Below are 24,721 nucleotides of genomic sequence, written 5' to 3' on the forward strand. Positions count from 1 at the left end.
GTCGATTGTTATATTATATTAACATACTGTAATAAATTATGACAACAAAAGATACAACAGTAACTAAGGCAACAATAGCTGAATGTATAAACCAGGAAATTGGATTATCGAAAGAAGACTCTATTGCAATAATAGATGATATATTGGATGAGATAAAAACGAGCTTAGCAAAGGATGGAATAGTAAAAATATCTTCATTTGGAACATTTTTGGTTAAAAACAAGAAAGAAAGACCAGGAAATATACCAAAGACATCGGAAAGGGTAGTAATTAAAGCGAGAAAATCAATTTCTTTTAGACCTTCAAAAATGATGAAAAAATTAATAAACAACCGATGAATAAGAAAAAATTATTTTACACAATTGGAGAAGTAGCTGAAGAACTACATTTGGAGCAGCATGTTTTAAGATTCTGGGAAAGTCAATTCCATCAAATTAAACCCATAAAACGGAAGGGAAGAAGACTATATGATCATAAGTGTATAGAGGCAATAAAGAAAATAAAATATATGCTATATGACAAAGGATATACAATAAAAGGAGTACAAAAGGAATTTGGTAACGATGTAAGAATTGATCATTATTCAAGAAATTTGTTGCAAGAACTTACCGATTTAAGAGACTATTTGACTGATAAAATAAATGAAGAAAGTAATAAATAGACGAAAAACACTATAAAGTTTTGTGAAAGTTGATATATCTAGAGATAAGTGTATGTGTCGTATAGCCTTGTTCTTTATATTATCAGCAATACTGATAAGCTGTGGCCTGCAAAAACCTGCACCTGTACTACTTAAAGGCGAAGAATTTTATGGGAAAAGAGACCTAGAGTACACAAGGGAGTATCATTTGATTAAAGAAAATGTTGATTCTTCGCTGCGAAAAGAAAGTAGAAAAGCCTTTGTAGATAAGGTATATAACAATAATGCACAAAGCATGTGTAAATTTGTAATACCGGTTAAAGGTGCAGTTACCTCTTCTGATAAAATATGTCAAGATGGCATAAAAATTACTGCTCAAAGTGGAACAAAGGTTATTGCTTCTGCACCTGGCAAAGTAATATACGTAGGCAAAGGCCTGAGGTGGTACGGAAATTTAATTATAGTGGAACATAAAGATAATTACATGACTATGTACTCCTATTTAAAAAACATACAAGTTGAAATTGGTGATAAAGTAAAACAAGGTCAAGTAATTGGATCTGCAGGTAAATCAAGCACACAAGATAAAGATCCGCAGATGTGTTTCACAATAAGGCATAATGGTCAAGCAGTCGATCCTTTAGTACATATAAACTGTGATTGAATTTATGAAATATGATTTTAAAAACGTTGAAAAATTCTACCAAAATAAGTGGGATTTTTCTGTAAGCAAAGATAGTAAAAAGAAGAAATGTTACGTGTTGGAAATGTTTCCATATCCATCTGGTAAGATTCATATGGGGCACCTGCGTAACTATGCAATAGGAGATGTTATAGCACGTTACAAGAGAGCTCATGGATTTGAGGTTTTGCACCCAATTGGCTGGGATGCGTTTGGATTACCAGCTGAAAATGCAGCAAGGGACAATAATATTAACCCTGCGGCGTGGACAAAAGAGAATATAGACAATATGCGTGCACAGCTAAAATCTATAGGTCTTTCCTACAATTGGAATCACGAGCTTTCCACATGTGAGCCTGATTATTACAAACACGAACAGAAATTTTTTCTGGATTTTTTAAAGCATGGTCTTGCCTATCGAAAAGAGTCGTGGGTTAATTGGGATCCAGTGGACCAAACAGTGCTTGCAAATGAGCAAGTGGTTGATGGAAAAGGATGGCGATCAGGTGCAGTTGTTGAAAAACGTAAGTTATTCCAATGGTTTTTAAAGATTACTGATTTTGCTGAAGATTTGCTTCATTGTCTGCAAAGTTTAAAAAATTGGCCAGAAAAAGTCAAAACTATGCAAGAGCGCTGGATAGGAAAATCTGAAGGGGCAACTATAGATTTTGAAATAGTTGGCTTGAATAAGAAGTTAAAGATTTTTACAACTTCTCCTCATACTTTATTTGGAGCTTCTTTTCTCGCAGTAGGAGCAGAGCACCCTATTGTACAAGACCTTAAAGACAAAGAAATAAGAGACTTTATTGGTAATATGAAGGCAAAGGGGGAGAATGATGAAAAAATTGGAATTTACACTGGACTGAACGTCAGGCACCCATTTCTCGACAAGGAATTACCAATTTATATAGCGAATTTTGTGTTGATGGAGTATGGAGAAGGTGCGATTTTTGGTTGCCCTGCACATGATCAGCGTGATTTTGAATTTGCACAGAAGTATGGTTTACCGATTATTCCTGTAGTTTGTGAAGAGACCACAGAGATCTTAAAAGAACCGTACTTCGGTGATGGAGTGATGTTCAATTCTGAATTCTTAAACGGACTAATGATTAATGAGGCAAAAAAAGTAATCATAAAAAAACTTGAAGAAAAAGGAATAGGTAAGAAAACAATAAACTATCGTCTACACGATTGGGGAATTTCAAGGCAACGTTATTGGGGATGTCCTATACCTATTATACATTGTAAAGATTGTGGAATTGTTCCAGTTCCAGAAAAAGACCTCCCTGTTGTTCTACCAACGGATGTAGAATTTACAAGTGGTGGTAATCCCCTGGATAAGCACCCAACCTGGAAATTTGTTGATTGTCCAAAGTGCGGAAAGCAAGCAGAACGTGAAACTGATACATTTGACACTTTTTTTGAATCTTCTTGGTATTTTGCTGCATTTTGCAGTGAAAATAAATCGATTAATAAAGATACTTGTAATCGTTTTATGCCTGTTGATTATTACATAGGTGGAATAGAACATGCAATTCTACATTTGCTTTACTCAAGGTTTTTCTGCCGTGCTTTAACTAAATGTGGCTATTTTGACGTTAAAGAGCCTTTCTCTACTTTAATCACTCAAGGAATGGTCTGCCATATAACTTATAAAGATGAGAATGGCAAATGGCTCTTTCCCGAAGAAGCAAAAGAGTTGATTGCGAAGGGTGCTAAGATCCAAGTTGGAAAAGTCGAAAAGATGAGTAAGTCAAAGAAGAATACAGTTGACCCAAACTTTATCATAGAAAAATACGGTGCTGATACTGCTCGTTTGTTTGTATTATCCGATACCCCCCCAGAAAAAGATATGGAATGGTCTGATGATGGCGTGGAAGGTTGTTTTCGCTACATAAATAAATTGTGGCGTATGGTAGTGCAACTTAGGCCCGTAAACATACACTATGATAATGAAAACATTGTAGGTAAACTCCTAGAGTACAGAAAAAAAATCCATAAACTATTGCAAGTGCTTACAGATGACTTGGAAAACTGCAGATTAAACTGTGTGGTAGCAAAGTTTCGTGAAATGACAAATTTAATAGCTGAAATAGACGTAAAAACTGGAAAATCTCTTATTGATGAAGGTGTATGTATACTAATTAGAGTAATCGAACCATTCATGCCACACCTGGCTGAAAATTTATGGCAAAAAATAGGAGGCGAAGGCATGCTATATATGCAACCTTGGCCAAAAGCTGATGAATCACTACTAATTGATAATATGGTAACTGTGGCAGTACAGATCAATGGAAAGTTACGTGCGACCATTGAAGTGGCAACTGATTTACCTCAAGAAAAATTGAAGAAAATAGCAACAGATTCTGTATCTAACAAAATCGATCAAAGCAAAATTCGCACTATATATGCTGTACCAAATAAGGTAGTAAACATAGTTATATAAAAATTTTGAGTAGCATGTCCCTAATTTCGTAGGTATACTTTTTTTGATATGCGGTTATATCTTTTTTAATATAAAGGATATATACTTGTGCATTATATATTTTTTTGTATGGGTAGTTATATGAAAATAAAAGGATTGTGTGTTTTAGCTGTGTTGCTCACTTCATCTCTAGCAGGTGCAGCTAGTAATAAAGCAGCTAGTAATAGTGCAAAAGAGCAGTACTACGCAGGTTTAAACTTTGGTGGTGGATGGGGCACTGGATTAAAAATAAAACCTGGCTTAGTTTTTGGTTATAATTATGATAAAAGCTCTAAGTTTGAACTTGAGATTCTCACTGACGTAAGTGATATGTTTGGAGGTAAGGATGCAGAAGGAAAGGACAACAAGAAAATGGGAACTAGCTTATTAGCTAATTATCGTTATTATCCTGACGTTGACATTGATCCTGTGAAACTATATGTCAGTGGAGGTTTAGGAGGACATCTACAAGTATATCCTTTTGAGATTGTTGGCACTGAAACACTAGATAAAATACTGGGTGCTATTTCGTACAAACTGAAGGTTGGTGTTGATTATGAAGTTGCTTCACAGATAGTTGGTACAGCTGCTTTAACCGTAGGCGGGCAACTGAGTGGTTTAAAAGCAAAACAAATACCAGATGCGATGCTGGAAGTAGGAGTACGTTATAGTTTTTAATGCTGGATGGCATTGTGTACATGTTTAGGTGTAACCATAAGCAATGCTCAAAACTTGCTGCTAGCATGTTTGAACACTTATTCCAGTCTGTTTTAAGGAAGTAATGTGTATGAATTATATGAGAACGATGAAAGTGTTCGCTGTGTTGATTGCTTTAGCAAGTACAGCTAGTAATGGTACAAGTGAGTTAGAAGACCAATATGAAGATCAACATAAAGATCAGTATGAAAATCAATACAAAGACCAGTATGAAGATCAATACGAAGATCGATATGAAGACCGGTACGAAGATCATTACTATGTAGGTTATGTAGGTTTAAACTTTGGGACTCGATGGGGTGAAAGCTTTCAATTGAAACCTAGCGTTGTTTTTGGTTATCATCATAACAAAAGTTCTAAGTTTGAACTTGAGGTTCTTGCTAACATAAGTGATATAACTAATGCACAAAATAGGAAAGTAGGAGCTGGTTTATTGGCAAATTACCTTTACTATCCTGATCTTGAAATTGATCCCATTAAATTATATGCTAGTATAGGTCTGGGTGGATATATTCGAATATTGCCATCTTTTGGTCTTGGTGAGGATACAAATGCAGTAAATTCAGCTGCAACTGTAGCCGCAGCCGCAGGTCAAAATGAAACACTAGATAAAATACTGGGTGCTATTTCCTATAAAGTAAAGTTAGGTGTTGATTGTGAAATTATTCCGCAGATAGTTGGCACAGTTGCTATTGCTGCAAGCGGTCAATTAAGTGGCTTTAAACCACCGATGAAAAAACCAGATGCAATCATAGAAGTAGGTATACGTTATAATTTTTAAGCTATGAACACTTTGAATCCCTATACACAGTTGTATGCTTGGTGCTATATATGTGCTATTTGCAAAGGTATTCTGTTTATGCTAACATTAAGCTAAACCTTAAGCAATAAAATCAGAAGGATCAACTCCCTTCTGTAAGCAAGCAGCAACTAAAGTGTTGATCATAAGAAATGCTATTGTCATCGGGCCAACTCCACCAGGTACTGGAGTAATTGCTTTGACTTTTTCTTTTACTCTTTCGAAGTCAACATCGCCTACAAGCTTTGTTTGCTCTCCTACATTCACACTATTTATGCCAACATCGATTACTATTGCACCTTCTTTTATCCAATCTGGTTGAACAAAATTTGGCTTTCCAACTGCTGCAACTACTATATCCGCCTTAGAGCAATAATCAGCTAAATCCCTACTTTGTGAATGCAAGATGGTAACAGTGCAATTTTCTTGCAACAATAGGTGAAACATTGGCTTACCCACAATATTTGATCTGCCAATGATTACCGCATTTTTACCGGACAGATTATTTTCAACTGACTTAATTAAATGCAAAGAACCTTTGGGAGTACAAGGTATCAGACAATTTTTTTCACCTTTAACTAACCTGCCAACATTCTCATCATGAAAGCCATCTACATCTTTTTCAACACTTACTGTATTAATTATTCTACTTGCACTGATGTGCTTTGGTAAAGGTAACTGAACTAAAATTCCATGCACAGATGAATCTTCATTTAATGTATTAACTTTTTCAATCAATTCATCTTCTGAGATACTATCAGGCAACACAATAGTTTCAGAACTTATACCCATTGATTCCGCTTTTCTTTGTTTATTACGAACGTAGACCTGACTTGCTGGATTGCTACCCACAAGAATTACTTTAAGACAAGGAAAAACATTATACTCTTTCTTTAAAATATCAATTTTTTTTGATAGCTCCTCACAGAGATCATTTGCTATTTTTTTACCGTTAATAATAATTGACATTTCCTTGCCACTCCTTGAAGTCAGGTAATGAGATATCAAATAAATTCAATACTTTACCAACAGCATGATTTACAATATCATCCAAAGATTTTGGTTTAATATAAAAAGCAGGCATCGGCGGAGCAATAATTGCTCCCATCTCTGTTAGTTTTAACATATTTCGGAGATGTCCAAGATGTAGTGGAGATTCTCGCACCATAAGAACTAATTTTCTTCTTTCTTTTAGAGTTACATCTGCAGCCCTTGTTAATAGATTGGAAGTCACCCCCGATGCTATTTCAGACATTGTTTTCATAGAACATGGAGCAATAACCATACCTGAGGTTTTAAATGAGCCGCTTGCTATTTTTTCTCCTATTTTTTCTTCAGAATAGTAAAAATCTGCAAGCGACATAATATCTTCAAGTTTTTCTTTAATCTCATGAGCTATAGTTATTTTTCCAGCACTGCTGATCACTAAATGAGTTTCATGATTGGTATTTTTTAGTGCCTCTAGAATCCGTACACCGTAAATAGAACCAGATGCTCCACTTATTCCAATTACAATCCTACTATTCACCTTCGTAATTCATTCCCAATGCACGTTTGTAGGTATCAAGTAATATTTCCTGTTCCTCCCTGTCATCATCATCCATCTTTCTTAGCCTAATAATCTGTTTCATCACTTTTATATCCCAACCTTCATCTGCAGCTTTTGCATATACATCACGAATGTGATCTTGCACATCCCTCTTTTCTTGTTCAAGTTTTTCGATTCTCTCTATATAGCTCTTCAAATCTTCAGCCGTTATTTTTACTGTATCTTCCATAGAACCCAACTAATTAATTGCTACTACAGTATTATCAGTTTTTACTTGTACTTCAATCATAGTAATAATATTTTTATCTTTTTTTAAAATCTTAAAGTAAAAACCGTACATGGAAAACTCTTCATTTTCTTCAGGAATGCGCTCTATCTCGTTTACAATCATACCTGCTAGAGTTGTAGCTTCTTCATCAGGAAGATCCCAATGTAACTGTCTATTAATATCCCTAATAGTAGATTTTCCTTCTATGTGATACATATTATCGGATATCTTTTTTATAAAATTCTCTGTGATCAAATCATGTTCATCTGAAATTTCTCCAACTATTTCTTCCAGTATATCCTCAAGAGTTACGATTCCCTGTAGTGCTCCATACTCATCAATAACAAATGCAAGGTGTTTCCTGTTTTTACGGAAGTTGTGAAGTTGTACACTGAGTGGCGTACTTTCTGGTATAAACCAAGGCTTTGACATAACTTTGGCAATCTCTATTTTATTATCCTTTTCACGCAAGGCATTTATTAGATTTTTCACGTGAACCACTCCAACAATATTATCTGGTTCTTTTTGCCATAAAGGTACTCTGCTATGGCTACTGGTTAAAATCTCTCTTATTAACTCTTCTTTATTTCGATCTATATCAAGAGAAAATAAGTTTCTCCTGTGGGTCATAATTTGTGATATTTCTGTCTCAGCCAAATCAAGTATACTATTTAGCATATCTAAATCCTGTTGTAACATAGTGCCCTCACTGCGGTGAAGAGTAATCATATTACGCATTGCATCTGCTGCAGATATTACCTCCCTATTCTTATGAAGCCCACATAACTTCAGAATGATATTGACAATAAACTGAATGCCTAATGTCAATGGAGAAAGAACCTTGACAAAAAACAGCATAAAATAAGCAGAAAGTAATGTAAATTTTTCAGGATTTTGCATGGCGTAAGTTTTTGGTAAAACTTCACAAAATAGCAAAATACAAAACGTCATCATGAATGTTGAAAGAAATATGCCCTCACTCCCAAAAGAATTTATAAATATTACTGTAAATAAAGCAGAGCAAGTAATGTTAATAATTGTATTACACAGTAATATTGTTCCTATTGTTAATTCTTTTTTACCTAACAAAAGCTCTATTATCTTGGCTTTTTTGTTACCTTCTAGCTTTAGTTTATTCACTCGGGATCGGCTAATTGAGGTTAACCCTATTTCTGCTCCTGAGAACAAAAACGATAAAATCAATAAGAAAAAAATTGCTGACAATACTGAAATCAATAACCAATCCATTAAAGTATGATGTTATTGCGATATAGAAACAGAGTTGATTTTATATGTTGTAAGAAGCATTTGCAAGTCTATATATCTTTAATATAAAAAAAATAAATCATGAAATATATCACACACTGCATTCACATGCATATTCTCAACAACAAGTGGAGGAGTTATTCTTATTACCCTATTATTTAAAATTTTAGTCATTATTAAGCCTTTGTCAAGAGATTGTTTAACAATTTTATCAGCCAACGGTACTCTAAGCTCTATCCCTATCAATAAACCCTCCCCACGAACTTCTGAAACGATCTTCGGAAATTCTTCAGTCAAAGGCAACAACTTTTCTTTTAGATATTTACTGACCTTCTTAACATGGTCAAAAAAGCCTTCCTTTAGCATTACATCGAGTACTGCATTACCAACAGTCATAGCAAGTGGATTACCTCCATAAGTTGACCCATGAGTTCCTGGAGTGATTGCTTCTGCTATATAATCTTTTACTAAACATGCAGCCAGAGGAAACCCATTACCCATAGCCTTCGCACAAGTGAGCATATCAGGTTCAACTCCTATATTTTGATAGTAAAATAGAGAGCCAATCCGTCCATATCCGCATTGCACTTCATCAAAGCATAAAATTATTCCTTGAGCTTTTGTTATCTCTCTTACTTTTTTAAGATACTCTACGTCCAATGGATGTACTCCGCCTTCACTTTGTATGGGCTCTAAAAATATGGCAGCTGTTTCGCTATTGATTTTCTTTTCTAATGCTTCAATGTTATTTCTTGGAACTTTATCAAAACCAGAAAGGAGTGGAGCAAAACCTTCGCGTGATTTTTCATTTCCCCCAGCTGAAATTGCAGCAATACTGCGGCCATGAAAACCTCCTTCAATTGTAATGATGTGACTGCGCTTTTCTTGTCCATTTAAGTAGAAATAGCGGCGAATAAATTTAATTGCAGCTTCTGTTGCTTCAAGTCCACTTGAGCAGAAAAAAACTTTATCGGCAAAGGTAAGTTCTGTTAAACGCTGAGCAAGCCTTTCCTGCTGAGGAATAGTAAAAATATTAGAGCAGTGCCATAATGAATCCAGTTGCTCCTTCAGTTTATCTGTAATGTATGGATGACAATGCCCTAGAGAGGTTGTAGAAATTCCTGCAGCAAAGTCTAAATATTTTTTACCATCCTTATCGAAGAGATATACTCCTTCTCCTCTAACTATAGAAGCTTCAGATCTATTATAAGCGTTAACAACATGATCCATTTTAAATATTATCTATAGTGCATGAAAAAGCTTTCCCTTAATATTGCTTAAACTAAAAATTGGGCTAATATTATACAGTTCAACATAAAACTCAGAAATTTAATATGTAAAAAAGTAAAACTACACCAATTCACATTCAGCAAAAAAGAAAGCTATTTCTCTATGAGCGTTCTCTAGACTATCAGAACCATGCACTCTATTTTCACTAATATCATTAGCAAAATCACCCCTAATTGTACCTTTATCTGCCTGTTTTGGATCTGTAGCACCCATGATTTGTCTGTATTTACTGACTGCATTTTCACCGATTAAAACTTGAACTATCACAGACCCAGAAGTCATAAATTCCACCAACTCTCCAAAAAAAGGCCTATCCTTATGAATTTCATAAAACAGCTCTGCTTGTTTTTTTGTCAGCATCATCATTCTTTGTGCTATAATTTTTAGTCCAGATTTTTCAATGTAAGAATTTATACTGCCTGTAATATTATTTTTTACTGCATCAGGTTTTAATATTGAAAGTGTTCTCTCAATTGCCATATTATTTCCTTATATTAAGATCGTATATTTACTTTATTGTGAATTTTTGTTCCATCAAAGAGATTTTTTATTTATAGTCAAGAATAAAACATCAAGGGGTAGTTTATGGTTTACTGTCGTAAGAAACTAGTGAATAATCTTAAATCATCAATTTTCTGCGGAACAAAAGGTTTTTTAACCTTTAATTTGGCATTTTTAAGTTATTTAGAGTATAGCTTACACAATAATACAAAATTAAAAGGAGGTGCCGCTTTTGCGATGAAAAGGAACGTTGTTCCATTTGGTGAAATGATTGCCATACCGCTGTTTTTTTGCTTTGTATTACCAGCTATGGTAGGCAACATAAGCCTTATCGAGTGCGCACTTATATGTGCTGCACTGATGGTTGCAACATGTTTTGTTGTAAGAACCTTTCACTTGCGTGAAAAGTTATTGAAAAAAATGACTAATAATGAAAATCATACCAAGAAAGAAATAGAGCAGGAATTTAAGAAAGACATTATAAAATTTCCTATCTTTGATAAAAACAGACAGCATATTGAGTATAATTCTCCTAATCCAGGACAACTAATGAGTGAAATTCCTCCCTCTCTCTTTGTTAGGGTTTTACTTTTTCCCCTTACGATTTTTCTGAAGGCTCTACAAAGCTGCATAATGATATCTTTGGCTGCTGTTGAACTTTTTGAAGCAGTGCCAAGTTTTTGTGTTGATGTGGTTTTTGATAGAAACTTTGTATCTACACAGAGTAACGTGAAGAGATCTGGCCATCTATTGTATGCTAGTGTGAGAAATTTAGTGCCTGTAACTAAACTTGATGAGTGTGTAGCTGATTTTATAGGCAAACCTGAAGAAAGGTGCTGTCAGTGAAGAAGGCAGTGATCTTATTTAACCTAGGCGGACCTGATTCACTAAGTGCGGTCCGTCCTTTCTTATTTAATCTTTTTTACGATAAAAGAATAATAAATCTACCAAATCCTTTTCGCTTCCTTTTAGCAAAGTTTATCTCCAAAAGGCGAGAAAGTACTGCACAAGAAATATACGAGCACATTGGAGGTAAATCGCCAATCTTGGAGAATACAAAAGCACAAGCTGATGCTTTAGAACTAAAATTAAATGAAGATGGAAACCATGTGTATAAGATATTCATCTGCATGCGTTATTGGCATCCATTTGCTGATGAAGTTGTTAAAAGCGTAAAGCAATTCAACCCTGACGAAATCATTCTGTTACCACTATATCCGCAATATTCAACCACCACAACTCTATCATCCATAGAGAATTGGCAAAAAAATGCCAAACTGGAATGTAACACAAAAACAATTCACCATTATTATGACAATGAAGACTTTATTGAAGCTCATGTTAATCTGACGTCTAAATATTACAAATTAGCTAGCAAAATCGGTAAGCCAAGAGTCCTATTCTCGGCTCATAGCTTACCTCTTAGTATCATTAAAAAAGGCGACCCTTACGCTTCACAGATAGAAAAAACAGTAAAATTAATAGTAAAAAAATTGAATATTGAAGATCTTGATTGGGGAATATGTTATCAGAGTAAGGTTGGCCCTGTAAAATGGTTGGAGCCTAGCACTGAAAGTGAGCTATCACGCGCGAAAGACGATAATATACCTGTAGTTTTATCACCTATATCTTTTGTTTCTGAGCATTCTGAAACACTGGTTGAACTTGATATAGAGTATAAAGCAATTATCAAAGACGGATATTACTTTCGCGTACCAACTCTCAGTACTGATCTCTTATTTATCAAGTGCTTGGCCGATTTATGTTTAGATCACTCTCAAAGTACTGATTTATAGCACTTTTCTTTTTAGATTTTTATAGTATAATATTAAAAAGTTATTATTTTATTATCTACTTATGCCAAAAGGTAAGCCAAATACATTTATAGAAAGTATACATGATGTTCACAATCATGATATTAGAAAGATGTATTGTATTGCAGTAGGTTTAACAGGCATATTGTGTAAAATTTCATTGCAATTTTGTTGCGATTTTATTGACAACAACAGATCAAGTATTTGCACTGTATTAGATATTTCTAAGTTCATAAAACTACCAACATCAATAATATTTGCTCTTCACTTTGGTCTCAATTTAGCTGGATATAAATCTAAAAAACTTCAGAATGGTAAAGGGGGAAATGAACCTGAAAAACCAATACAGGTTGTGGGTAGCTTAGCCTTCTTGGCAAACTGTGTCATAGGAATATTGATGCAGACAAAAATCATTCATTTCTTAGCTAGAAACAACAAGGATGTAATAAGTTATATTAGCTTAACATCAGCAGTTCTATTTCTCTTTTCAGAATGCATAAACTGTTATTATACATGGAAGAAGTATCTAGATAATAAGGATTCTGAAAAGTCTGCTAAATATGGCAAAGAAGTTATTTTTAGCACATTCGCTTTGTCATTGGGCTTGTTAAGCTTCATATTAAAAAGAATGGAACTTCCAACCATACCAATAGACTTGGGTGGTGGCATAATCTATAATTTCAACTTAACTGTTATGGTCAGTTTGATACTAAGCATAGCATATCTAGTATCAAACATCGATAAGTTTGTCAATCAACCTAATAATGGTACTGATCCTTCTACTGGACTTGATGACGCTCACCATACTCAACATAATGGCAGCATTGTAGAAATTTAATAATTAGAGATGAAAAGATTTTATTTCTACTGCCAATGCTAATACTGCTAATTTGCTAACAATGTTCCAAAGTGGCAGAGTTTTATTTTCTTGGCTGATGTCATAAAATTCACAGTCAGTGGAATTCAAGCTAGAATATACATCTTTCCTGCTATTACATCGGTATAAGTAACATGTTGGAGTATCTCCTATATAGTATATTAGCGGTTCTGCAGAACTACTTTTAAATATGTCAATAGTTGGTACACCTTCTTGTATAATAACACTATTGATTGCTATTCCTTCTTTTATCTTTTTCATTTTATGACGCTTTTTTTTATTGAGATTTAATATTTCCTTTCCACTTGTTGCTGTTATAATGCCCATTCCATATGTGCCATTGCTTGCTTTGATAAAAACGTAAGGTTGTGTTTTTATTTCATATTCCTCATATTTTTTTTGCACTAGAGATAATATTTGGTCAACTTTAGTCGCTACTGCTCCTAGTGATGAATCATCATTAAAGTCAACTCCATTACAGCTTTCTGTAAGCACAGAAATAAGCCATGGGTCCATTTTAAATTCGCCACAAAATTCGGACACTAATTTTTGATAGATTTCAAAATATTGAAATTTCTGCCTACTGTGCCAGCCATATAATGGACTTGGCACTATCTCTTGTTTTACGTTTTCTAGCGTGTCTGGAATGTGGCTCGTCATATCACGGTTCAGTATAATCACATCAGGCACAAATCCTGAAGTTGTCTTCAGCAAAGAGTTTTCTTTCACAACAGTTTCATACTGTTCTATTAAATTGTACGTTTCATTATGAAAGAGGCCAATTCTAGTTTCAAAACCTGCGAGTTGCAGTACTTTCTCTATAACAAATACGTTTTCTATATACATTTTATTTCGTGTGTAATTCTCCGGTATTATAAGAGTCTTTTTATATTGTTTTGTTTCAAAATAACTTTTTATTAGTTTTGCTGCTGTTGCTCTTGATGTCTCACTTAGATTGTTGAACCCTGCAGGAAATAAATTAGCGTCCACTGGGGCAATTTTGTAGCCTGAATTCCTAAGATCTATGGAGCTATAAAATGGTAATGTAAAACCATTAAATTTTGTTTCGAACCAATTATTTATATCTTTTTCCAGATTTGGATGAATTATGTTTTGCATCTACACTTTAAATGTTATAAGAAAAGTACTATATTATAAGTTATAATCTTAATATAATATAACGAATTAAAATAACAAAAAAATGATTCATCATGACAGCAGTAAAATGTATGGTACTACTATACTGTCAATTAGAAGAGACAAAAATGTAGTAGTAATAGGTGATGGGCAAGTCTCGCTAGGCCATACCGTTATAAAATCTGGAGCAAAAAAAGTTAGGCGTCTTTCTGGTGATTCCGTAATTGCCGGTTTTGCTGGAGCAACAGCTGATGCATTTACTCTCTTCGAAAGGCTAGAATCTAAACTTGATAAGCACCCAGGACAGTTAATGAGGGCATGTGTTGAACTTGCAAAAGACTGGAGAATGGATAAATATCTAAGAAAATTAGAAGCTATGATGATCGTGGCAGACAAGTCCATTTCATTGGTCATTACAGGAACGGGTGATGTTCTTGAACCTGAAGATGGCATTGCAGCCATTGGCTCTGGAGGAAATTTTGCTTTATCTGCAGCAAAAGCTTTGATTGACGTTGAAGGAATATCAATAGAGGAGATTGCAAAAAAGGCTATGAAGATAGCTGCCGATATATGTGTTTATACAAACCATAATCTAATTATTGAAAAAATAAAGGAGTAATATGTCAAGAACTTTGTGTACCAATTCTTCTGGTCAACCTGTAGTAGGTCAATCTGATAATAATGATGACTGCAATAAAAAAAACGGCCTCTATGAAAATGAAGGTACAGAAAGTAGCAGCATCCAAAGCTCACAAGCTTTATTAGATGATCTACCACCACAGAAGATAGTTAAAGAGTTGGATAGATTTATAATCGGACAGAATGACGCAAAGCGCGCTGTTGCTATTGCACTCAGAAATCGTTGGCGTCGAAATAAAGTCCCACTTCCACTACGTGAAGAGATTATACCTAAGAATATACTCATGATAGGCCATACGGGAGTTGGTAAAACTGAAATAGCTCGCCGTTTAGCAAAGCTTGCTGGTGCACCTTTTATAAAAGTTGAAGCAACGAAATTTACTGAAATAGGATATGTTGGACGTGATGTTGACTCGATAATACGTGATTTAGTTGATGCAGCAATAGTTTTAGTTAAGGAAAAAGCACGTAAAGCCTTAACTAAAAAAGCTTTAGGTTTGGCTGAAAAGATAATAGTCAACTCCATGGTTGGTGAAGATGCAACCGAGGAAAGCAAAAAAGTTTTCAGAGAAAGACTGAGAAATAAGGAATTTGAAGATGGAGAAGTTTCTATTAACGTCAGGGAGAGCAAGGGTATGCTACCCACTTTTGATATACCTGGTATGCCAGGTGGGCAAATTGGCGTGATGAACGTAACAGAAATAGTGGGTAAGATGTTTAATGGGAACAAAAAAACAAAAACTATTACAGTTAAAGTGAAAGAAGCGCGTGAAATATTGATTAATGAAGAAAGCGAAAGGTTAATGGATGAAGACAAGATAATCAAAGAAGCGATTGATCTTGTTAGCAATGAAGGTATAGTGTTTTTGGATGAAATAGATAAAATTGCAGCACGTACAGAAATAAAAGGTGAAGTCAACAGAGAAGGAGTGCAACGTGATCTGTTACCACTACTTGAAGGAACAACTGTTTCAACTAAGTATGGCACCGTAAAAACAGACTATATATTATTTATTGCATCTGGTGCTTTTCATTTGTCTAAACCATCCGATCTTTTACCAGAATTACAGGGTAGATTGCCAATTAGAGTGGAACTTAAGGCACTTACTCAAGAGGATTTAATAAAAATATTAAAGGAACCAGAATCTAGTTTGTTAAAACAGTACATAGCTTTAATGAAAACGGAAAATGTAACACTTGAGTTTACTGATGATGGTATAGAAACTATAGCTGAAATAGCTTTTACAGTTAATAGAGAAGTAGAAAATATAGGTGCAAGAAGACTTCATACTGTCATGGAAAAGCTTTTAGATGAAATAAGTTTTATCGCTTCTGAAAAAAATAATGAGAAATTTGTTATAGATAGCAAGCACGTAAGAGATAAGCTTGAATCAATTTCAAAGCAGCTTGATTTATCTAAGTTTATACTTTAGAAGAAACTTTTTCTTTAAGTAATATATAGCACTCAAGAAGTTTTATTTTTTCTTACTTCGTAATTCTTTAAGCTATTTTTCAATAGTAGAATTCAAGCTTAAATCAATTATTGCAATATCACAATCTATGCCTTTTGTTAACACATCAGTTAAAAGATCAGGTGGAGAAAGAACTGTTCTTTTATTACCAGCTCTCATTCCCACAACTCCAAGTTCTATAGCAAGCGGCATTTTTCTGTCACCAACTTTAAACTGCACTGTTTGATCTTTGACTATATACTCACCATTATATCTCTTTATGCTATATTGAGCCGATATCTCATCACCACACTTTACTTGTTTTCTAGTTTTGTTAATTAAGTCATTAAAAATCATTAGGTTATTTACTGAATCAGGATATTTATCTTTTACTTCAATCAGTTTGATGTAATAAGAGTTAAAACTCATTTTGTTGTCATCAGCGGCAATAGTAACTACACGCTCTCCACCTTCTTTCATACCTATTACCCCTAAACTCACTTCTTTTTCACCTATTCTCAGAGTAATATCAGAGACTTGACTTGGTAATGCTGCCAGATTGTTGGATATTTTGTACATTTGTAGCAGGACTTCTTGGCCACAGAAAGCCTTACTGCCGCTGCCTTCAGTAATTTCATAAAATTTTATCGTCTCTTCTTCCTTTTGCTGTGTTATTTCTTCTAAATATTCTGCTAGCCCATGCTTTTCAATATAGCGATCAAGTGCTGATTCAAGTATGGGCTTTACTAGATAACGTGCTATCGTCTGTGTTAAACCATCATGTGTGGCATTTATCTCGTAAAGCTTGTCCTCTTTTTCCGGTTTATCTTTATTTATATAAACAATAGTGATTATAAAAACAGAAGCTAAAGTGAGAACCATTACTAGAAAGATAAATATTTGTAATATAATTTTTTTAACCATCTTTTTTTACTTGATTCAATAAATCATATAAATCATTAGTATTCCCTGAAAGCGTACTTAAATTATCTGAGGCCTGTTTAAAGAGACTATCTATATAGTTTTCCATTTCATTTTTGCCAAGCACGGACATTAAATTGTTTGTTTTATCTTGCTCATAATCTTCAATATCATCCTTAGCTTGAAAAATAAGCCCCAGATTTATTCCATAGTTATATAACGCTCTCCGCTCCTTGGTTGTAGCATTGCCTATTATAGCCCCTATTTCGCATGAAGCTGCAAATAGTTTTGCAGTTTTCATCAAATGAATTTCCTTTATTTTATTCAAATCTGCATCTATATCCAAAATCTGTCCTCCCACCATTCCCCTAACTCCTATCGCTTGAGAGAGCACTTTGATGATCTCACAATTTAACGAAGATAATACCTCAAAAGCCAGGGTAAGTAATGCATCTCCGGCCAGTACTGCTATTGCTTCACCAAATTTTTTGTGGCAGCTCAGCTGGCCTCTTCGAGTGTCACTATTATCCATGCATGGTAGATCATCGTGAATTAGAGAGTAAGCATGAATAAATTCAATTGCTGCTGCTGCTGTTATTGCTTTTTCAACCTTTATGTTGAATATCGACGAAGATGCTATAACTAAAAAAGAACGTATATGTTTTGCAGGAGCAAGAAGCACATAACGCATAGCTGATATAAATTTATTCTCGCTATTTTCAGGTAAGAGCTTATTCACTTCTACAACAAGCAAATTTTTTGTTGTTTCGTCTAGCATTTTTAAATTTATTAACTATCGAGTGCTAAGATATAGGAAGTTTTTAATAGTTTATATAATCATAAAAGCTATTGCAAACATCAAAATTTCTTATAACATCAGAGAATAGGTTATTTTTTAGTAAGAAATGAGCGAATTGGCAAAAAGCACTAGGGAAGATATAGAAGAAAAAGTAAAGAAGATTATACTAGAGCACATCAGTAAGGATGTAGAGAGATTTGGTAGTTCTTCAAAGCTTTCAGACCATGGCACAGATAGTTTAGATGCAGTTGAAATAATCATGGCAGCTGAAGAAGAATTTGGTATAGAGATTCCTGATGAAGATGCACAAAAAATGGAAACTATGGAACAGATAGTTGAATATGTAGTAAACAAAGCAAACAATTGATGTTGAATGAGCAGAAGAGTAGTAGTTACCGGTGTTGGCTTAATTACTCCACTAGCAGCAGATGTTAATAACACCTGGTCAAAGCTGAAAGAAGGTAAATCTGGCATCAAAGCAATCAATACAAATAGGTTTGATTCTTCTGATCTTGCTTGCAGAGTTGCAGGGCAAGTTCCAATGCAATCTGATGATATTGAGAACTATTTCAATCCATTAGATTATATTTCTGAGAAAGATCTAAAAAGAACAGATCGCTTTATTCACTACGGCGTTGCAGCAGCTATTCAGGCAGTAGATGATTCACTAATTTTGGAAAATAAAAATATTAATAAAGAGCGAATAGGTGTAGCTATTGGTTCTGGTATAGGTGGTCTTCCATCAATTCAGGAAAATGTAATTACCATGCAGGAGAAGGGGCCTAGACGTGTTAGCCCATTTTTTGTTCCTGCAAGTCTAATAAATTTGATATCTGGTCATATTTCTATTAAATACGAATTTATAGGTCCAAATGACTCAGCGGTAACTGCATGTGCAACAGGTGCGCATGCGATTATAAACTCAGCAAGAGCTATAAAACTCGGTGAAGCTGACATTATGATTGCAGGCGGAGCAGAAAGTGCGTTATGCAGAGTTGGAATTGCAGGTTTTGCATCGATGAAGGCGTTATCAACTAAATTCAATGATAATCCTGAAGAATCCTCAAGGCCATGGGATGAAGAACGTGATGGATTTGTCATGGGCGAAGGAGCAGGTATATTAGTGCTGGAAGAGTATGAACATGCAAAAAAAAGAAAAACAAAAATATATGCGGAACTCACTGGATATGGACTAACAGGAGATGCACATCATATCACAGCACCTCATCCAGAAGGAAGAGGCGCATTTAAGGCAATGGAGCTTGCTTTAAAGAATGCACAAATCAGCCCAAGTCAAATTGGATATATCAATGCACATGGTACATCGACACCGCTTGGAGATAAAATAGAAGTAATAGCAATGAAGCAGTTATTCGGTGACTATGCGTATAAAATACCTGTTTCCTCGACTAAATCTTCTATAGGACATTTACTTGGTGCCGCAGGAAGTGTTGAAGCAATATTTAGTATCCTTGCATTAAACAATGGAATTGTTCCACCAACTTTAAACCTACACAAACCTTCAGAAGGGTGTGATTTAAATTTTGTACCATTTAAAGCTCAAGAGCATAAAATTCAATATGCGCTTTCTAATTCATTTGGTTTTGGTGGTACCAACGCGTCTCTCATCTTTGGAAAGGTGTAGTTAATTATGCTATTTTGAATCGACTACGAAAATGTTATTCGAGTAGCTGAAACTAGAATCCAGTTAAATTGGTCAGCATAAAAGTAATGTTGAAATATAACATTTTGATGATGATGAAGAAATGGATCCTAGTGTCAGCTACTCGAATGACAGAAGAAGAAAAAGCAAAATTTTGCCTTTTACCGCTAACCTATTATACTTACTTGATAAGTTCTATCGCTTGATTAAATGCATAAAATATTAGTAAGAAGTAACCATAAGCCCTTGATTGGAAAAATCAAGATTAATGGTTCAAAGAATGCCGTCTTGCCAATAATGGCGGCAAGCTTGTTTAGTAATTCTTCAATAACTTTGCATAACGTACCTGATTTAATTGACGTGCATTTGATGTCTGAGCTGCTTAAGAGTCTTGGTGCAGAAGTAAATTTTATATGCAATAAAGACTATAAAGCAAATCACACTTTGGAAATTGACTGTAGCAATATCAATAACTATTTAATATCACATGAAATTGCAAGCAGACTGCGAGCATCTTTTTTAATGCTAGGTCCAATGCTCAGCAGATTTGGTAGAGTTTCAACAGTATTTCCTGGTGGATGTAATATTGGAAAACGTCCTGTTGACATTCATATTAAGGCACTTGAAGCAATGGGAGCTAAAATTGAAATTGATAGCTGTAATATAACTGCAACAACAAAGGGGAAATTGCAAGGCAAAGAAATAACATTTGAAAAAGTAAGTGTTGGTGCAACAGAAAATATAATAATGGCAGCAACACTTGCAGAGGGAGTAACAATAATAAACAATGCTGCAATCGAGCCGGAAGTTCTTGATTTAATAGAGTTTCTGAAGATTATGGGTGCCAATATTGAAGTTAATAATACAAAAATCACAATAGAAGGTGTTGAAGCATTAAATGGGTGTGAGCATAAAATAATACCAGATCGCATAGAGGCCGGTACTTATGCTTTGGCTGCTATCATTACCGACGGCGAGCTAAAGTTAGAAGGAGTAAGTTTGTCTGATATAGAATGTATTGCAAATGAATTGAAGACTATAGGAGCCAGAGTTGAGTTACATGATGATGGTATTATTATTTCTAGAAAAAATAGCTCTATTAAATCTGCTCACGTTGCAACAAATCCATATCCCAACTTTCCCAGTGATATGCAACCACAACTAATGTCTGCTATGTCAATTGCAGGTGGAATATCAATCATTGAAGAGAACGTTTTTGAAAGTAGATTTGCACATGCAAATGAGCTAAGAAAATTAGGCGCTAATATCAGCATCGAAAAAAGTAAAGCTACTATAAGTGGAACAAAGAACCTATCTGGAGCTAATCTGCATGCTAATGACTTAAGGTCAACAGCAGCTTTAATTCTCGCTTCTTTGGTAGCTAAAGGAGAAACTACAATAAATAACTCACATCATTTATGGAGAGGATATGAGGCAATGCACGAAAAACTCAATTCATGCGGGGCTGATATTTTCGTTTCATCTTGAGGATATATTATGAATGAGACAACTAAGCGAACTACAGTAAAAGAAATAGAGGACATTCTATACGAAGAACATAAAGTATTAGATCATGGATTTGTTCGAGTAATTGATTATATGGGCTCTGATAGCGCCATAGTTCAAGCTGCTCGCGTTTCTTATGGAAAGGGAACGAAACAGATAAATCAAGATGAGGCGCTTATAAAGTATTTGATGAGGCATCATCATACAACTCCATTTGAAATGTGTGAAATTAAGTTTCACGTGAAACTTCCAATTTTTATTGCAAGACAGTGGATAAGACACAGAACTGCAAATGTGAATGAATATTCCGGAAGGTATTCGATACTTGATAATGAATTTTATATACCAGAACAGGTTGCAAAACAATCTGATAATAATAAACAAGGCAGCGGTGAAGCTTTTGACTCAAGTACTTCAAAAGAAATAATAGATTCTCTAATAAATGATTCTAATTTAGTATATTCTCATTATGAGAAATTTATTGAACAGGGCCTTGCAAGAGAAATTGCCCGAACTAATCTAACACTTAATTACTATACTCAGTTTTATTGGAAAATAGATTTACACAACCTTCTTCACTTTTTAAGGCTTAGAGCTGATAAGCACGCCCAATATGAAATTAGAGTCTATGCAGAAGTTATGTTGGACATAGTAAAGAAATGGGTCCCGCTGGCCTATAATGCTTTTGTTGAATACTCGCTAAAATCAGCCTGCATTTCAAAAACTGGTCTTGAAATAATTCGCAAGCTAATAAAAGGAGAAAATGTTACGAGAGAAGAAAGTGGCATTGGTAAAAGAGAATGGAATGAGCTGATGTCTATACTTGGTAAATAGCCAAAAAGATCGAGTTATGTCCTTTCACAGACTTGCAGGTGTGAGCAACAATTTATTCATACCTTTATCAACTGATATATCAATTATTTTTGAATTTGTTCTTTCTGTTGTTTCATAAAGTTTTTCAGCTTTCTTTGAAATCAGTGTTGCATTTCTAAGTCCAATATGAACTTCGCAATAATCTGCAAAATTTTTAATATACATATCATATGAATAATAGTTTACAGCAAGTTCCATTACCCTACAAACTTCCTCTAATGTAAAATTAGCAGCTCCTGTATCAGGACAAAAGCCAACCGCTCCTTTATTAGAGTCAAAAAATATGTATTTATCATTCTCTGCTTTATACACCAACATAGAATGCCCCTCATCCTCAATGACATCTTCTTCATTACAAGCATAGCAAAAATAACTAAATTCTAAGTAGCATCCTATCTTCACATCATTTAACGCACATTTGATTTGTTCTTGCTCAGTATAGATCCATAGTTCTGTTGAAGATAAATTATTATTTAATTCCTTATATATTATGTCATCATAATAAAATTGATCTCCTTCTCGCTTTTCAATGCTCTGAATATCAAGAATAGGTAAGAATTGCGATAAAAATTGCATCATTAATAACTTTTTCGTTTGTTCTTTTTTTCCATCAATATAATTCATAAAATCTTGTTCAGATATAATATTATCAGACTCGAGAAATGCAACAAAATCTTGCCTATTCTCTAATTTTACAAAAGTAATAAAGTAACTTAATGAGTGACATAGCCCTTTTTTGGTATCAAAATCTAAAATTTCTTCAAATCTATCTTTTAATTGTACAATTTTAGATATACTATCTGACATAAAAGTATTCAAATTAAATTGAATAGCTTTCTCACTTTCAAATAATTTATTATATTGTTCTTCAGCTGATAAATCCGGTGCTTTGTATACATATCTACCATTTTCTCTACGTATACCTTCTATATCTTTAATTATACCTTGTTCTACATTTTTACTGATAGAAATTTGGTGCTTTCCTTTATTGGCAAATTGATTTAAAAACTCCGCAATTTCCTGTTTTGAGAGTCTTGTTTCAACTTGTCCATCTTCTCTATCTTCAGTTTTACAAAACACTTTAACTCTAGGATGTTCCTTATCAGTATAGACTTTTAATACAATAGATTGAGCAATGCGATTAACATATTTTGGCATATTGTTTATTAAGATATTAACTATATATCTTAATAATAGAATAATTTATACCATTAGTCAATTAATATATTAATAATAATATTTATTATACAAACTCATCACTTTTATAGAACATCTCATTAAAATCATTCAAAATCTTGATCTTCAATGAGATGTCATGACAGCAGAAGGAAATTCTGGAACGTTTATTTTTGAAAGTAAATTGCATAGCAGATTATGTCATTCCAGTGCTTGACACTGGAATCTAGTTTCACCTTATGATGGTGTTATTCAAGTAGCCTCTATCCAAGTGCCCCTTTGGTGTCATCAGAGTAGCTGACACTGGGATGGCTTTGTTTCATAGCACCTTAAGCAGTGATGGTTTACGACAAATTTATGTAATGATTTCAAATTTAGCCATACCAATACCAGTGAATTTGTTGAGCAAATAGCACTTAATTAGTAATTCTTTTTCACGATTTACTTCAGATTTATTCCTAAACAAATACTTGCTTCAACCTTGAGAAAAATCCTTCTATGTAAGATCTTTTTCCATAAATTGCTTCCTTTTTCCACTCTTTTACACCATCTTGTCCATATAATTTTATTAACCTAATAGCAGCATTTCTGTCAGACATATAATCTATTTTTGAATGTTCTGCTGCATCCTTTTTTGGTAGAACTTTTGTCTTTATATCGTATTTCTTACACAATTTATAAAGTTTTTGCCTATCGTATGCCCTATCTGCATATAATGCTTTTATTTTGTGCTGAAAATTAACTTCTTCAAGCAAATCGCAAGTGGTCAGAGTAGACGCCATTACTGTATCTTGCATCTATAGCTTTTTTACTATTCACACTTAACATAACATGTAACTTTCTTACTTGCTCGTAGCTTCGGTACTTTCTATCTGCACTGTTTTCCTTACTGTGGCCAGGAGTGTTACTGTAAATTTGTGCTATCTATGATAATTTCAATATTTTCCATGTTGCTTTTATCAATCCTGCAATCATTTATCTTAATATTAAGTTTTTTTTGATGCTTGTGAATAGCTGCAAATTTTTTCCTATTTGTTGCAGATATCCTTTTACAAACCCTACCGTTTGTCTTAAGCCAATTCTAAAAAGATTAACGATTATATGCACCAAAATCACAACTTTATCACTATAAATATAGTTGCCGCCCTGCATTTTTGGACTATTTTCATACCAATTTTCGATAGCTTCATCGATGTAACGAAAAATATTCCCCCTTTTTTCAAGGAATTTGTTATATTCGTTTTGGTTACTGACTTTCATTTTCTGTGGCATATTTTTTCTTCAACAATTAAAAAGCCCACTGGGATCCAACTAAGTTACTTTACAACGTTTTTTGCACAAAAGGACTGGATTCTAGCGTCACGCGCTAGAATGACATCAACTTTTGAATTCCAGTTATGCAAGAAATCTATTCATTTGAAACTTGTTTGAGAAACGTAGCTATAAAAACCGCAGGTACCAGTTGGTTTTTATTAGCTAAAGTAAAGGTCAAATATCTGGAATTCTGGACATAAAATCCCCCTGTAAAAAAGATTAGAAAAAAATGCAGTGCACATACGACAGATATACACTGAAGAATACATTTTTAATAAGTTTGATTAAAAAGTCTGCAGACTAAAGATAGATTTTGAGCTCTTAAAATATCTCTATTTGTAATTATAATGAGATTTAAAATATGCGGAAGTAATT

Annotated in this window: 25 protein-coding genes and 1 pseudogene; 15 read left to right on the forward strand and 11 right to left on the reverse strand. The window is 34.1% G+C overall.

All coding sequences use genetic code 11. The features are described from left to right. Window positions 1-38 precede the first annotated feature (38 nt). The 6 genes from ONG78_RS01255 to ONG78_RS01280 all read left to right on the forward strand — a co-directional run bounded on the left by ONG78_RS01255 (window position 39) and on the right by ONG78_RS01280 (window position 5,284). Window positions 39-338, forward strand: a complete 300-nt coding sequence (locus ONG78_RS01255; RefSeq protein ID WP_007302154.1) for an integration host factor subunit alpha — start codon at window positions 39-41, stop codon at window positions 336-338. Then, window positions 335-661: a MerR family transcriptional regulator gene (locus ONG78_RS01260; RefSeq protein ID WP_264375125.1), complete on the forward strand. Its 327-nt coding sequence runs from the start codon at window positions 335-337 to the stop codon at window positions 659-661. The genes ONG78_RS01255 and ONG78_RS01260 overlap by 4 nt, the downstream gene beginning before the upstream one ends. Window positions 662-713: 52 nt before the next feature. Further along, a complete protein-coding gene (locus ONG78_RS01265; RefSeq protein ID WP_007302156.1) occupies window positions 714-1,304 on the forward strand; it encodes a murein hydrolase activator EnvC family protein in 591 nt (196 codons plus the stop codon). 4 nt (window positions 1,305-1,308) lie between these two features. Continuing rightward, window positions 1,309-3,768, forward strand: a complete 2,460-nt coding sequence (leuS, locus tag ONG78_RS01270; RefSeq protein ID WP_264377494.1) for a leucine--tRNA ligase — start codon at window positions 1,309-1,311, stop codon at window positions 3,766-3,768. Window positions 3,769-3,888: 120 nt separating this feature from the next. Further along, a complete protein-coding gene (locus tag ONG78_RS01275) occupies window positions 3,889-4,464 on the forward strand; it encodes a hypothetical protein (RefSeq protein WP_264376550.1) in 576 nt (191 codons plus the stop codon). Between the two features lie 103 nt (window positions 4,465-4,567). Continuing rightward, on the forward strand, window positions 4,568-5,284 hold the full coding sequence (locus ONG78_RS01280; RefSeq protein WP_264375129.1) for a cell envelope biogenesis protein OmpA: 717 nt from the start codon (window positions 4,568-4,570) through the stop codon (window positions 5,282-5,284). A gap of 99 nt (window positions 5,285-5,383) precedes the next feature. On the opposite strand, the gene folD is transcribed toward ONG78_RS01280, so the two are convergent. From folD to ndk, 6 genes are all read right to left on the reverse strand, one after another. Then, the gene (folD, locus tag ONG78_RS01285) at window positions 5,384-6,271 is read right to left on the reverse strand and encodes a bifunctional methylenetetrahydrofolate dehydrogenase/methenyltetrahydrofolate cyclohydrolase FolD (protein WP_264377495.1); all 888 of its coding nucleotides are present in this window, start codon (window positions 6,269-6,271) and stop codon (window positions 5,384-5,386) included. Continuing rightward, window positions 6,255-6,830, reverse strand: a complete 576-nt coding sequence (locus ONG78_RS01290) for a UbiX family flavin prenyltransferase (protein WP_264377496.1) — start codon at window positions 6,828-6,830, stop codon at window positions 6,255-6,257. Before ONG78_RS01290 ends, folD begins: the two co-directional genes overlap by 17 nt. Continuing rightward, window positions 6,823-7,080, reverse strand: coding sequence for a DUF2312 domain-containing protein (locus ONG78_RS01295; RefSeq protein ID WP_006014634.1), 258 nt, complete (start codon window positions 7,078-7,080; stop codon window positions 6,823-6,825). Before ONG78_RS01295 ends, ONG78_RS01290 begins: the two co-directional genes overlap by 8 nt. A gap of 9 nt (window positions 7,081-7,089) precedes the next feature. After that, complete coding sequence (locus tag ONG78_RS01300; protein ID WP_029237684.1) at window positions 7,090-8,367, reverse strand: HlyC/CorC family transporter; 1,278 nt, start codon at window positions 8,365-8,367, stop codon at window positions 7,090-7,092. 78 nt (window positions 8,368-8,445) lie between these two features. Then, on the reverse strand, window positions 8,446-9,615 hold the full coding sequence (locus ONG78_RS01305; protein ID WP_264377497.1) for an aspartate aminotransferase family protein: 1,170 nt from the start codon (window positions 9,613-9,615) through the stop codon (window positions 8,446-8,448). A 120-nt stretch (window positions 9,616-9,735) separates the two neighbouring features. Next, a complete protein-coding gene (ndk, locus tag ONG78_RS01310; RefSeq protein ID WP_264377498.1) occupies window positions 9,736-10,155 on the reverse strand; it encodes a nucleoside-diphosphate kinase in 420 nt (139 codons plus the stop codon). A 105-nt stretch (window positions 10,156-10,260) separates the two neighbouring features. Here ndk and ONG78_RS01315 point away from each other — a divergent pair, with 105 nt between their 5' ends. The 3 genes from ONG78_RS01315 (at window position 10,261) to ONG78_RS01325 (ending at window position 12,828) form a co-directional block, all read left to right on the forward strand. Further along, on the forward strand, window positions 10,261-11,022 hold the full coding sequence (locus ONG78_RS01315; RefSeq protein WP_264375133.1) for a hypothetical protein: 762 nt from the start codon (window positions 10,261-10,263) through the stop codon (window positions 11,020-11,022). Continuing rightward, on the forward strand, window positions 11,019-11,972 hold the full coding sequence (hemH, locus tag ONG78_RS01320; protein ID WP_264336350.1) for a ferrochelatase: 954 nt from the start codon (window positions 11,019-11,021) through the stop codon (window positions 11,970-11,972). The genes ONG78_RS01315 and hemH overlap by 4 nt, the downstream gene beginning before the upstream one ends. Window positions 11,973-12,033: 61 nt before the next feature. Continuing rightward, on the forward strand, window positions 12,034-12,828 hold the full coding sequence (locus tag ONG78_RS01325; RefSeq protein WP_264377499.1) for a hypothetical protein: 795 nt from the start codon (window positions 12,034-12,036) through the stop codon (window positions 12,826-12,828). 3 nt (window positions 12,829-12,831) lie between these two features. Here ONG78_RS01325 and gshA read toward each other — a convergent pair whose 3' ends face one another. Continuing rightward, window positions 12,832-13,986 (reverse strand): glutamate--cysteine ligase, encoded by a 1,155-nt coding sequence (gene gshA / locus ONG78_RS01330; RefSeq protein WP_264375135.1) that lies wholly within the window; start codon window positions 13,984-13,986, stop codon window positions 12,832-12,834. 82 nt (window positions 13,987-14,068) lie between these two features. On the opposite strand from gshA, the gene hslV reads away from it, so the two are divergent. Further along, window positions 14,069-14,623 (forward strand): ATP-dependent protease subunit HslV, encoded by a 555-nt coding sequence (gene hslV / locus ONG78_RS01335; protein ID WP_026092657.1) that lies wholly within the window; start codon window positions 14,069-14,071, stop codon window positions 14,621-14,623. Between the two features lies 1 nt (window position 14,624). Beyond that, window positions 14,625-16,076 (forward strand): ATP-dependent protease ATPase subunit HslU, encoded by a 1,452-nt coding sequence (gene hslU / locus ONG78_RS01340; protein ID WP_264375136.1) that lies wholly within the window; start codon window positions 14,625-14,627, stop codon window positions 16,074-16,076. A gap of 72 nt (window positions 16,077-16,148) precedes the next feature. Here the strand turns inward: hslU and ONG78_RS01345 are convergent, their stop codons facing one another. Both ONG78_RS01345 and ONG78_RS01350 read right to left on the reverse strand, forming a co-directional pair. Beyond that, on the reverse strand, window positions 16,149-17,018 hold the full coding sequence (locus ONG78_RS01345; RefSeq protein WP_264375137.1) for an FKBP-type peptidyl-prolyl cis-trans isomerase: 870 nt from the start codon (window positions 17,016-17,018) through the stop codon (window positions 16,149-16,151). Next, entirely contained in the window at window positions 17,011-17,793 is a 783-nt protein-coding gene (locus ONG78_RS01350) for a polyprenyl synthetase family protein (protein ID WP_264375138.1), read from the reverse strand. Before ONG78_RS01350 ends, ONG78_RS01345 begins: the two co-directional genes overlap by 8 nt. A 127-nt stretch (window positions 17,794-17,920) precedes the next feature. Here ONG78_RS01350 and acpP point away from each other — a divergent pair, with 127 nt between their 5' ends. The 4 genes from acpP to thyX all read left to right on the forward strand — a co-directional run bounded on the left by acpP (window position 17,921) and on the right by thyX (window position 21,817). Then, window positions 17,921-18,181 (forward strand): acyl carrier protein, encoded by a 261-nt coding sequence (gene acpP, locus ONG78_RS01355; protein WP_264375139.1) that lies wholly within the window; start codon window positions 17,921-17,923, stop codon window positions 18,179-18,181. 6 nt (window positions 18,182-18,187) lie between these two features. Then, entirely contained in the window at window positions 18,188-19,459 is a 1,272-nt protein-coding gene (gene fabF, locus ONG78_RS01360) for a beta-ketoacyl-ACP synthase II (RefSeq protein ID WP_264377500.1), read from the forward strand. Between the two features lie 228 nt (window positions 19,460-19,687). After that, the gene (gene murA / locus ONG78_RS01365) at window positions 19,688-20,965 is read left to right on the forward strand and encodes a UDP-N-acetylglucosamine 1-carboxyvinyltransferase (RefSeq protein WP_264377501.1); all 1,278 of its coding nucleotides are present in this window, start codon (window positions 19,688-19,690) and stop codon (window positions 20,963-20,965) included. A gap of 9 nt (window positions 20,966-20,974) precedes the next feature. Next, window positions 20,975-21,817 carry an FAD-dependent thymidylate synthase gene (gene thyX / locus ONG78_RS01370; protein ID WP_264377502.1) on the forward strand — a complete coding sequence of 281 codons (843 nt, stop codon included), beginning with the start codon at window positions 20,975-20,977 and terminating at the stop codon, window positions 21,815-21,817. A gap of 24 nt (window positions 21,818-21,841) precedes the next feature. Here the strand turns inward: thyX and ONG78_RS01375 are convergent, their stop codons facing one another. Next, window positions 21,842-23,014 (reverse strand): hypothetical protein, encoded by a 1,173-nt coding sequence (locus ONG78_RS01375; protein WP_264377503.1) that lies wholly within the window; start codon window positions 23,012-23,014, stop codon window positions 21,842-21,844. Window positions 23,015-23,387: 373 nt separating this feature from the next. Further along, a pseudogene (locus ONG78_RS08080) lies at window positions 23,388-24,304 on the reverse strand (IS5 family transposase). Between the last annotated feature and the right edge of the window lie 417 nt (window positions 24,305-24,721).

The sequence above is a fragment of the Wolbachia endosymbiont (group B) of Philonthus cognatus genome (assembly GCF_947179345.1).
Taxonomy (GTDB): domain Bacteria; phylum Pseudomonadota; class Alphaproteobacteria; order Rickettsiales; family Anaplasmataceae; genus Wolbachia.

Excerpts from the sequence above, each read along its gene's own strand:
- ONG78_RS01265 (WP_007302156.1), top strand. The coding sequence starts at position 714 with ATGTGTCGTATAGCCTTGTTCTTTATATTATCAGCAATACTGATAAGC.
- thyX (WP_264377502.1), top strand. The coding sequence starts at position 20,975 with ATGAATGAGACAACTAAGCGAACTACAGTAAAAGAAATAGAGGACATT.
- folD (WP_264377495.1), bottom strand. The coding sequence starts at position 6,271 with ATGTCAATTATTATTAACGGTAAAAAAATAGCAAATGATCTCTGTGAG.
- ONG78_RS01305 (WP_264377497.1), bottom strand. The coding sequence starts at position 9,615 with ATGGATCATGTTGTTAACGCTTATAATAGATCTGAAGCTTCTATAGTT.
- murA (WP_264377501.1), top strand. The coding sequence starts at position 19,688 with ATGCATAAAATATTAGTAAGAAGTAACCATAAGCCCTTGATTGGAAAA.
- fabF (WP_264377500.1), top strand. The coding sequence starts at position 18,188 with ATGAGCAGAAGAGTAGTAGTTACCGGTGTTGGCTTAATTACTCCACTA.
- ONG78_RS01280 (WP_264375129.1), top strand. The coding sequence starts at position 4,568 with ATGTGTATGAATTATATGAGAACGATGAAAGTGTTCGCTGTGTTGATT.
- ONG78_RS01275 (WP_264376550.1), top strand. The coding sequence starts at position 3,889 with ATGAAAATAAAAGGATTGTGTGTTTTAGCTGTGTTGCTCACTTCATCT.
- ONG78_RS01260 (WP_264375125.1), top strand. The coding sequence starts at position 335 with ATGAATAAGAAAAAATTATTTTACACAATTGGAGAAGTAGCTGAAGAA.
- ONG78_RS01300 (WP_029237684.1), bottom strand. The coding sequence starts at position 8,367 with ATGGATTGGTTATTGATTTCAGTATTGTCAGCAATTTTTTTCTTATTG.
- acpP (WP_264375139.1), top strand. The coding sequence starts at position 17,921 with ATGAGCGAATTGGCAAAAAGCACTAGGGAAGATATAGAAGAAAAAGTA.
- ONG78_RS01295 (WP_006014634.1), bottom strand. The coding sequence starts at position 7,080 with ATGGAAGATACAGTAAAAATAACGGCTGAAGATTTGAAGAGCTATATA.
- leuS (WP_264377494.1), top strand. The coding sequence starts at position 1,309 with ATGAAATATGATTTTAAAAACGTTGAAAAATTCTACCAAAATAAGTGG.
- ONG78_RS01375 (WP_264377503.1), bottom strand. The coding sequence starts at position 23,014 with ATGCCAAAATATGTTAATCGCATTGCTCAATCTATTGTATTAAAAGTC.
- ONG78_RS01325 (WP_264377499.1), top strand. The coding sequence starts at position 12,034 with ATGCCAAAAGGTAAGCCAAATACATTTATAGAAAGTATACATGATGTT.
- ONG78_RS01345 (WP_264375137.1), bottom strand. The coding sequence starts at position 17,018 with ATGGTTAAAAAAATTATATTACAAATATTTATCTTTCTAGTAATGGTT.
- hslV (WP_026092657.1), top strand. The coding sequence starts at position 14,069 with ATGATTCATCATGACAGCAGTAAAATGTATGGTACTACTATACTGTCA.
- ONG78_RS01350 (WP_264375138.1), bottom strand. The coding sequence starts at position 17,793 with ATGCTAGACGAAACAACAAAAAATTTGCTTGTTGTAGAAGTGAATAAG.
- ONG78_RS01255 (WP_007302154.1), top strand. The coding sequence starts at position 39 with ATGACAACAAAAGATACAACAGTAACTAAGGCAACAATAGCTGAATGT.
- ndk (WP_264377498.1), bottom strand. The coding sequence starts at position 10,155 with ATGGCAATTGAGAGAACACTTTCAATATTAAAACCTGATGCAGTAAAA.
- ONG78_RS01315 (WP_264375133.1), top strand. The coding sequence starts at position 10,261 with ATGGTTTACTGTCGTAAGAAACTAGTGAATAATCTTAAATCATCAATT.
- hslU (WP_264375136.1), top strand. The coding sequence starts at position 14,625 with ATGTCAAGAACTTTGTGTACCAATTCTTCTGGTCAACCTGTAGTAGGT.
- gshA (WP_264375135.1), bottom strand. The coding sequence starts at position 13,986 with ATGCAAAACATAATTCATCCAAATCTGGAAAAAGATATAAATAATTGG.